Below are 8,418 nucleotides of genomic sequence, written 5' to 3'. Positions count from 1 at the left end.
TATTGTTACACCGCCGAGCGCCAAGGGATAGAGAATCGGAGCGCTCGCACCATTGAACATCGTAAACGCTAAGACCATCGCCGCCACGGTTGTCACCGCGTAGGTCTCGAACAAGTCCGCTGCCATACCGGCACAATCACCGACGTTATCGCCCACGTTATCGGCAATGACCGCAGGATTCCGAGGATCGTCTTCAGGAATGCCGGCCTCTACTTTTCCAACCAGGTCAGCACCCACGTCCGCCGCCTTTGTATAAATCCCACCGCCGACGCGGGCGAACACGGAAATCAAGCTGCCCCCGAATCCAAGGCTGATCAAAGCATGAATTGCCTTCTCCTGACTGGCCATCGCCTGCGCGATCGAGTAGAAGGCGGTAATTGCGAGAAGACCCAACCCGATGAGCAGAAGCCCCGTCACAGCTCCACCACGAAAGGCTACGGTCAACGCCGAGTTCATCCCGTTATGCGCCGCCTGAGCCGTACGCACGTTGGCGCGAACGGCGATGATCATTCCGACATAACCGGCGATCGCCGAGGCTCCTGCACCGACCAGGAAGCCGATGGCGGTCAGAACACCGAACTTATCAGACACCGCACCAGCTCCGGCCAAGATGACGAACAACACCGCGGCCACGACGCCGACGGTCTTGTACTGGCGATTCATATAGGCGCCGGCGCCTTCTTGAATCGCTTTCGCAATTTCCTGCATCTTGGCGTTGCCGGCGTTGAGTTTGAACACCCACATCGCCAGATAGAGACCATAGGCAATGCCGGCTAGCGCGGCAATCAAGGCAAACGTCACAATCGCTGAGTCGCTCACGGGATACCCTCCTGGTGGATAAACGGAACCCTTATGTCACACGCTTCCCGCTGGCTTCAACCCATCAAAAGTACAGAAATCAGAAGGGGGAAACCGAGGGTGGCACAGATTCAGCTTGAGGCTAACTACCTGAAAAGTTAGGCCATTCTATAGGGATGCGTGAGAAGGATCAAGCCGAAAAGAGCGAGAACGGTAGCATGGTCGTCCGCCTGCCCATACAGGCGCGTATGTTCAAACATTCGTTCGACCCGTGAAATCGAAAATTACCAGACCGACACATGATCTGAAAGCCCACTATAAGACTACGCTCCTTGGATGCACGCTGTGGGAAACGAGTTGGAGCTTCGCCGCTACTTGTGCTTCTGCACATCGAACGCAAAGCGAAGTTGCGCCGCCCAGTATTCCTGGATGAAGCCGGAGCGGTCGAGCGGGCGGTCTTGCTCGCGGTAGAGGCTGAGTTCGAAGTCACGCCAGCGCATGGCGACTCCGATAATCCAGTCCAACTCGGACGGCCTGGCAGCGTTCGACGCGGTGCGATCCGTGAACATATTGACGTCTCCGAAGAGCACGACTTTTTCGCGATACACATTCAGATCAAAATGCCCGACATACCGGAACAGCGCTCGCCCCGTATTATCGGGCCTTGAAAAATAGCTTTGATTGTGGAACAGCCAGCCGAAACCACCGTAGAAGGTGAGGTTGTTCTTCGGAAAGAGGTTCCGCCACCAGCCCCAATCTTGAACGGTGCGAATGCGATAGTTGGCCAAGGCGTCGGCATAAGCCTGACTGAGGCCACCCCGATCCAATGGGGCATCCCGTTCATACTGGGCCCGCCAACTCCAGTGTCCCACGGTTCCGGTCAAGCCATAAGTCTGATCCCACTCGCTCAGTTCGATCCAGCCGTTGTCACGGTCAGAAAAGAAGTTCTGGTCGGAATAAAATGTGAGGTATTTCTTATAGAGATCTGTTTCGAGATGGACCATGTGTCGAAGACCCACGCGTCCCGTGTTGTCAGGCCGTGCTGCAAAGGAGGGATTGGATATGAACGCTGCCGTCAACAGGTACCCAGCGATCAAGGATTCATCGGCCTCACCCTCCACATGAGACCCGTTCGGAGAACCGTTGTCGACCGTAAATTCCGGTAACGGACGCCCGTACTTTTCGAGAGCGAATGCATCGGGCTCGTTCACCATACTGCACCACGCCAGTCCGAGACCGGCCCCGATTACCCACACCCGGCCCCGTCGCCTCTCCTGGACGGTACAGAACTGCATGGCCGGGCCTTCCCCTCTGTAATAATTATCGAAGGATCAATAAATACGTGCCCTTGCACACCGCAGTGACGTGGTGCTCGCACAATCCTGCATCGGCAACCATCGGCCTGTCACGGCGTCCCTTGCGCTGATCCAATCCCGACACAACCGGCAAAGATGTCTTCACAGTGATCTTCATCACGGTAAGATCTCGGCACGCTTTCGTATCGGACCGTGTCAATGCGATCATCCCGAAAAATGATCGTTGCACGGCACCCGTGATGCACCATTGCAAAGCTGCCTTTCGAACCGGGGAACGACTCTTCTAACTGCGATGCCTCCCGGTAGTAGACCACTACCGTTTGGTTCGGCGTGGCTTTTTCACTGACCGGATGGCCGGCACAGGCGAATAAATCGTCTTTCGTCTTCCCGATCAGCGCCGCCTGGGAAGAAGAGGGCGACTCCCCTTGATGGGTCGATCCGGCGCAAGCTGCGAGACCAACAAGACCGAGCCCCAAACCGATCGCCACCAACGGTGATTTCATAGCCAGCCTCACAATCGGCGCGGAGAATACCTGAGCGGAGACGGAAAGGAAAGTGAAGTCACTGGGGATCTCATTTACGTGAGGGCAAAGACTTTGCTATAGTCCCCCGCAAGGGCAAGTGTCATGGGACTTGAACCGAACTACATCGTCGTAGACGGGCAGAGGTTCAGTAAGGCTAAGCTGGCTCTGGACAACCATGTCTACAAGAATTGCCACATCGATGATTGTGACCTCTACTATAGTGGAGGACAGTACGAACTGCTCGATACCCATGTGACCAACTCACGCCTCATCCTCAACCACCCAGCCAAGGGCATGTACGCCGCCCTTCAGATCTTCAAGATGAAATCGCCGAGCTCCCGCATCATCTCCGAATAAACTGACTGCCATCGGTCCGAAGATAGAGGTTAGGGACACGCCCTGCCCGACATCCTATTTTGTAACGGGAATGTTTTCCGTGAACTTCACGATGTCGATCGGCTGGAAAACGGGATCCTGCGAACCCTTGGAAGACTCTGCTTCAACCCGCTGCAGGAAGGATTCCGGTCCTGTGATCGGGGCGTATTGGAGCGTGGCTTCCACATCGAAGGTCCTCGTGTCTTTTGGTGTGGGGAATGTGAAGGTTTCAACGCGGACTTCGTCTGGCTTCAGCACAGTATCTTCGAGAACCTTGACGGCTTCGAAATCCAGATGGGTCTTATGCCCCTTCGCATCCTGATAGGTGCGCCCGTAGACACGCTTTTCCGAAAACACCGTCTTCAGATTCTTTCCTTTAATATCGAGATTCAGCACAACACTAGCCCAAGCCGGATGGGTTGTCGGTAGATTGTGCGGCACGAGGCTCCTGACTTTGACCGTCACCATCGTCTTGTCCCCGTTGATCTTGGTTTCAACGTCGAGTTTAGCGGCTTCCTGCCTGAGCTTTCCGATGCGGCCTGGGAAGGTATGGTTCGCGACTGCCCGTTTTTTTTCCCCGTTGGCCGACTCACCAGTTTGTTCGGGCATGTGACACGACTGACATTGCTTTCCCAATTTGATGGCCTTGCTCTGATCCCAGTTGCCGAGCAGATCGTTGGATTTGCCCAAGTTCGCGGCAGAGGGCACCGATTGATGACAATTCAAACAGAGATCGGATTTTCGGAACAGCGCCAATTCTTTCGACTGATGGGCCAGGTTCGACTCAAAGTCCCCATAGGGACCGTACATGACCTTGCTGCCGGCCGATTCGTACTTCGGCTCTGGCGGCTGCTTGCTCCGATCAACCTGCTTGATCAAGTGGCACTGGGAACAGGCAACCCCGTCGATCTGCGGATCTCCGGACTTGGCCTGATCAACAAACAGTTGGGCCGCCTCCGGGAACTCCCGCACATGCGGCGCATGGCACCGGAAACAGAGAGCCTTATCTTTCCCTGCTGGAGACGACAAAAATGCATCGAGAGTCGCTCGAAATGCCGGAGAATGGAGAGACTTGGACAACGGCGACGTTTCCCACTCCTCAAAAACGCGTTCATGACAACGTTTGCATTTGTTGGCATTGGGGAACGCCTTCTCGATCAGAGCTTGCGATTTCTGATCTTGCGCGAATGTGATGCCGTTTGAAATTGAGAACGCCAATCCTACAGCCAGCAGCGCCAGCATAATCAGACCAATCTTCATACCTTTCATCTGGAGGATCCTCGACAGCATTGTTCTTCCTAGCAGCTAGAGAGTTTTCGCACGATAGGTCAGCATGCGGGGCTTCGAATACTCGTCAAGGATCCCCTTGGCTACTTCTCGCTCCTTATCACTTCCCAAGGTCGCCAAATACTTGTCCTTGAGCGCCGGTTCCGGCGTGGGAATCAAGGCATAGGTCAATACCGCCTCCACCGAAGCTGCCGTGGCACCGTCTGGGAGGGCAATGGAAAACGGTACTTTCCTTGTATTCCCCCCTTTAATAAAGGGATCAGGAATGTCGCCGCGCAAAATCTTGTCGAAGGGCAAGCCGAACTGTTTGACCTCGGATCCCAACACCTTTCCCTGAGCATCCTTCACGGTGATCGCGAGAAAGACCTGCTTCAGCACGGGGTCTCCGTCCGGAAAACTATGCGGAAGACTCCCCACCTTCACCAATGCCGTGCCTTCGAGCGCAGACGCCGATTTGGTGGTTTCCAGATCCACGCGCGGCATCCATTCGGCCTGCAAGTTACGATTCTTCAGTAATGTTCCAGGAATCACAACGCCACGGAACCAGTGCCGGCCGATGGAGCGCGTCATCGCACCCCGTTTCGATGTCGAACTTCCGGTTGAGGGCTCCATGTGGCAATCCTGGCAGATCGTGCCTTGGAGAATTTCTCCCGGCAGATCCTTTTGGGTCACGTCTTTGACCTTGTCAAAATGGCAGGAGGCACAGTAGTTCGCGCCGCGATAGAGCTCGGCCTGTGCTCCCGGATGCACGAGATTCTCCTCTGGATCAGCATAGGGGCCGTACATGATTTTCCCTGGCTCGATCTTGAACGTAGGTGGCGGCAACGGCGTCGATTCAACGGACTTGATCAAGTGGCATGAGGAGCAGCTGATGCCTTCGACCTTCGGCGTCCCTGCCAACACTTGCGCGGCGATTTTTTCCGCGTGCTGGGGAAACACCGTCGTCGACGGCACGTGGCAGGACAGGCAGCGCTGCCGCTCTTGAAGCGTCGGGTTCGTCTGCATCCACAGACCAAGAACGGTCTTGAACACCGGCGATTCCAATGATGTACCGTGCAGGAGGGCCGCATCCACGCGACCGAAAGTTTTCAGGTCGGGCGTCTGCTCCCGGACCCCCTTCCATTCTTCGTAGTGGCGGTCGTGGCACTGTTTGCACTCTTCTGAGCGGATGAAAACCTTCTCAATTTCTGCGACCCATTCGGCTGGTGCCTGTGTGTCGCCTCTCTGTGCAATCGCCCGCTCGTGAAACGCCGCGTTCACGGCCATCACTAACAGCACGAACAAGACGCCCCAAAGCCGACCGGTCAGACGTTTCAGCATCTAATCTCTCTTACAGCCCACGAAATGAAAATTGACGCCCCATCCAACGGGATCGCTTGGGTCCGCCGGTTCGTAGGTTCCCACGGTAAAATTGCATTCTTTCATCGCCTTCTTGATAGCCCGCCCGAAATCCAACATGGTTCGGATCTCGTGCTTGTCGATCTCTTTGATGACCGAGCGCACCTTGATTCCCGCATAGTCAGCGCGGGAATTTCCGATGACTTCGAAGACTGCGACGCCCTGCGGACGCTGCAGCTTGAGTACCTTCTGGATCTCTTCGTCGACTTCTCCGACGACCACTCCGAACTCCTCGCCCAAGGTAAAGGCTTCCTCCTCCGTCATGGGCGAATCATCCAGCCCGATCGCCTCGACCGGATGGAATCCTACCGTCAACCCCACGCCGACAGCTCCCCATAACACAAAGGCCCTTCCGTGACGAAGGGCCTTTGTTATGGAATCCACGACCCTCTTAGATTCTTCCCCCAATTTTCTGCCTCGTAGGACTCTCTACTCTTTATGCTGTCATTCGAGAAATTTACCTGCTACTCATCATACCAGTACGATCAGATTTTTGCCGAAGGATCGATGACCAGTTGAAACCACGGCGCTACCGCCTTCTGACCGTTCCGCTCCTTGTTCTCTCCATTCCAAACGGCAAAGGACACCGTTTGCACACGGCCAGGGATAAGTTTGGCTTCATTTTCCTGCTCTTCCTTGGATAGTGGGCGTCGCATGACGACATGCCAGACACCATCCTTCCACATCGCTTTGCCCTGAACCCTTCCCTGCTTTTCCTTCGTGGTAAGCGTGCTGAACCCTCCGCCAATGAGGTCCTCGACAGAGGAGATCCGGCGCGGGATAACTTCGAACGTTCTCACACCCTGCCTCTTCCGATCCGCGCTCCTGGCAGCGCGGCGGTCAATGTCGCTTTGCCAATCGGCTTTCCAATGCCAAATATTGATGTAGTGGTCAAGTTGCCCCATGCAGAAGAATGCGGGAGCATCTCCAAGCGGAAGTCCGATTGCAACTCCGTCTCGAAAAGTACCCGGTGTCAGCCGGTCGTTTTTTGTGTTGTCCTGCCATTCGAGCAGAAACGCGATTTCTGTTCCGTTATGAAGCGACCGGACTGTCAAAACCCTTGCCGTCGGTTCCGGCCAGACAGGCCTCGTAATCACCTGTCCGCTCAAGGGCAGCATCGTCGGGGCGATCTTTGCCCAGGCGGCATCTTCAGGAGCAGCAGGCAGATCTCCCTCGACAAAGTGGGCGCGTATGACCATGCCTTCGGAGCTGACAAGGGGGATTCCCAAACCGCCGAGCACACCGGCTACGACGAGGATGCAGAGGAACAGGAGGAGGAGTGGGCGGGAAGCGGGCTTCTTCGTTCGTACCATCCAACGTCCTTTAACGGCTGCGACGGCTGGGTGCGACGAGATCAAAAAATAACACGCAACGATCAGATGACCAATTGGAACGGCCCCGTGTTTCTACCAAAGCCGCACACGGCGAATCTTGTTCTCGCCTCGCTCGCAGATGAACAGATGGCCATGAGAATCCAACGCCAAGCCGACGGGAGAATTCACGACCGCTTCCACGCCCATCAGACCATCGCCGTGCTTCAGCGCCCCAGCCGACTCTTTGGCAACGAAGCGCGCTGCGCCGCAGCCCCCCATATTCTTATCTTCGTAACCGCTGTCGCCGTTTCCCGCCACGGTTGTAATGATGCCGGTGACGGCATCAACCTTCCGCACTCGGTGGTTCATCGTATCGGAGATATACATATTGTCCTGGGCATCGAAAACGACGGCTTCAGGCGCATGGAGCATTGCACGGATGGCCGGCTTGTCATCACCGTCGTATCCGTAGCGACAAACACCCGCCACGGTCGATATAATTCCGGTCTGCCGGTCGATCTTGCGGACACGATTGCTGCCCTTATCAACGATCACGACGTTACCATTGCTGTCCACGGCAATCCCAACAACGTCATACAGGCGGGCTTCCGAGGCCGGCTTGCCATCGTCCAAGTACATCGACATATCCAGCCCGTCTGAGCAGACCGGCATGAGCCAGCCGTGATCGTCGCTGAAATCAATGCCGATCGCGTCGCCCGACAGGACGACGAGATTGCGCGCAACCAGCGGTTGATCCCTCGCATCGTCTTCGGCAGTCCAGGTGCCGGCGATAGTTGTCACGAGCCCGGTGGCCGGATCATAACGTCGGATCTTGTGAGCCTGAGTGTCGGCGATGTACATGACATCGTTCTTGTCGAAAGCGATCGCTGCAGGCCACGTCAGATTGACTTCCAGTGCAGGCCCATCCCCGTTGAATCCATGCTGACCAGTCCCGACGACTGTCGTGATGACGCCGCTCTCACGATCAACCTTTCGGATCCGGTTGCTGCCGGAATCGCAAATATAAAGATGGTTGTGTGAATCAAATGCGACGTCCAGCGGCAAGTAAAGCCCCGCTTCTCCGCATGGCCCTTCATCTCCGCTGTAACAGGTTTCCCCGATACCGGCGAAGTTATGCAGGGTCCCTTCATGGAGATTGACTCGACGGATGCGATCGGAACCCGATTCTGCAAAGTAGAGCCAGTGCTCTTCCCTGTCGAGCGCGACATGATGCGGCAATGGAATACCGGCCTTGATAGCGCGTTTCCCGTCACCGGTGCTCCGCGCTTTGCCATTTCCCGCAAAGGTTTCGATGTACCCGAGAGCTAGCTGGAGTTCCGTTTCCATATCCGTGAAGCCTAGGCGTGAGTCGCCGGTTGTGCTGCCGGTTGCTCCACACTGGGCGCC

The 8,418-nt window shown here is 55.9% G+C and carries 9 protein-coding genes; 1 reads left to right on the top strand and 8 read right to left on the bottom strand.

Features of this window, described 5'->3' with window-relative positions; genetic code table 11:
- From ACWVCN_RS06885 to ACWVCN_RS06875, 3 genes are all read right to left on the bottom strand, one after another.
- Nucleotides 1-819, bottom strand: an 819-nt coding sequence (locus ACWVCN_RS06885; RefSeq protein WP_455244821.1) for a sodium/proton-translocating pyrophosphatase, incomplete at its 3' end; no start/stop codon positions are given.
- 350 nt (nt 820-1,169) lie between these two features.
- Nucleotides 1,170-2,093: a hypothetical protein gene (locus ACWVCN_RS06880; RefSeq protein ID WP_455244820.1), complete on the bottom strand. Its 924-nt coding sequence runs from the start codon at nt 2,091-2,093 to the stop codon at nt 1,170-1,172.
- 110 nt (nt 2,094-2,203) lie between these two features.
- Nucleotides 2,204-2,617 (bottom strand): hypothetical protein, encoded by a 414-nt coding sequence (locus tag ACWVCN_RS06875; RefSeq protein ID WP_455244819.1) that lies wholly within the window; start codon nt 2,615-2,617, stop codon nt 2,204-2,206.
- Nucleotides 2,618-2,740: 123 nt separating this feature from the next.
- Here ACWVCN_RS06875 and ACWVCN_RS06870 point away from each other — a divergent pair, with 123 nt between their 5' ends.
- On the top strand, nt 2,741-2,995 hold the full coding sequence (locus ACWVCN_RS06870) for a hypothetical protein (protein WP_455244818.1): 255 nt from the start codon (nt 2,741-2,743) through the stop codon (nt 2,993-2,995).
- Between the two features lie 54 nt (nt 2,996-3,049).
- Here ACWVCN_RS06870 and ACWVCN_RS06865 read toward each other — a convergent pair whose 3' ends face one another.
- The 5 genes from ACWVCN_RS06865 to ACWVCN_RS06845 form a co-directional block, all read right to left on the bottom strand.
- Nucleotides 3,050-4,303, bottom strand: a complete 1,254-nt coding sequence (locus ACWVCN_RS06865) for a multiheme c-type cytochrome (RefSeq protein WP_455244817.1) — start codon at nt 4,301-4,303, stop codon at nt 3,050-3,052.
- 15 nt (nt 4,304-4,318) lie between these two features.
- Entirely contained in the window at nt 4,319-5,620 is a 1,302-nt protein-coding gene (locus ACWVCN_RS06860; protein WP_455244816.1) for a multiheme c-type cytochrome, read from the bottom strand.
- A complete protein-coding gene (locus ACWVCN_RS06855; RefSeq protein WP_455244815.1) occupies nt 5,621-6,082 on the bottom strand; it encodes a hypothetical protein in 462 nt (153 codons plus the stop codon).
- A 101-nt stretch (nt 6,083-6,183) separates the two neighbouring features.
- Nucleotides 6,184-7,011 carry an ethylbenzene dehydrogenase-related protein gene (locus ACWVCN_RS06850; protein ID WP_455244814.1) on the bottom strand — a complete coding sequence of 276 codons (828 nt, stop codon included), beginning with the start codon at nt 7,009-7,011 and terminating at the stop codon, nt 6,184-6,186.
- 93 nt (nt 7,012-7,104) lie between these two features.
- Nucleotides 7,105-8,418, bottom strand: a 1,314-nt coding sequence (locus ACWVCN_RS06845; protein ID WP_455244813.1) for an NHL domain-containing protein, incomplete at its 5' end; no start/stop codon positions are given.

This window comes from Petrachloros mirabilis, assembly GCF_975968855.1.
Note: the sequence above shows the minus strand (reverse complement) of the source record. Positions and strands in the feature narration are given on the sequence as shown.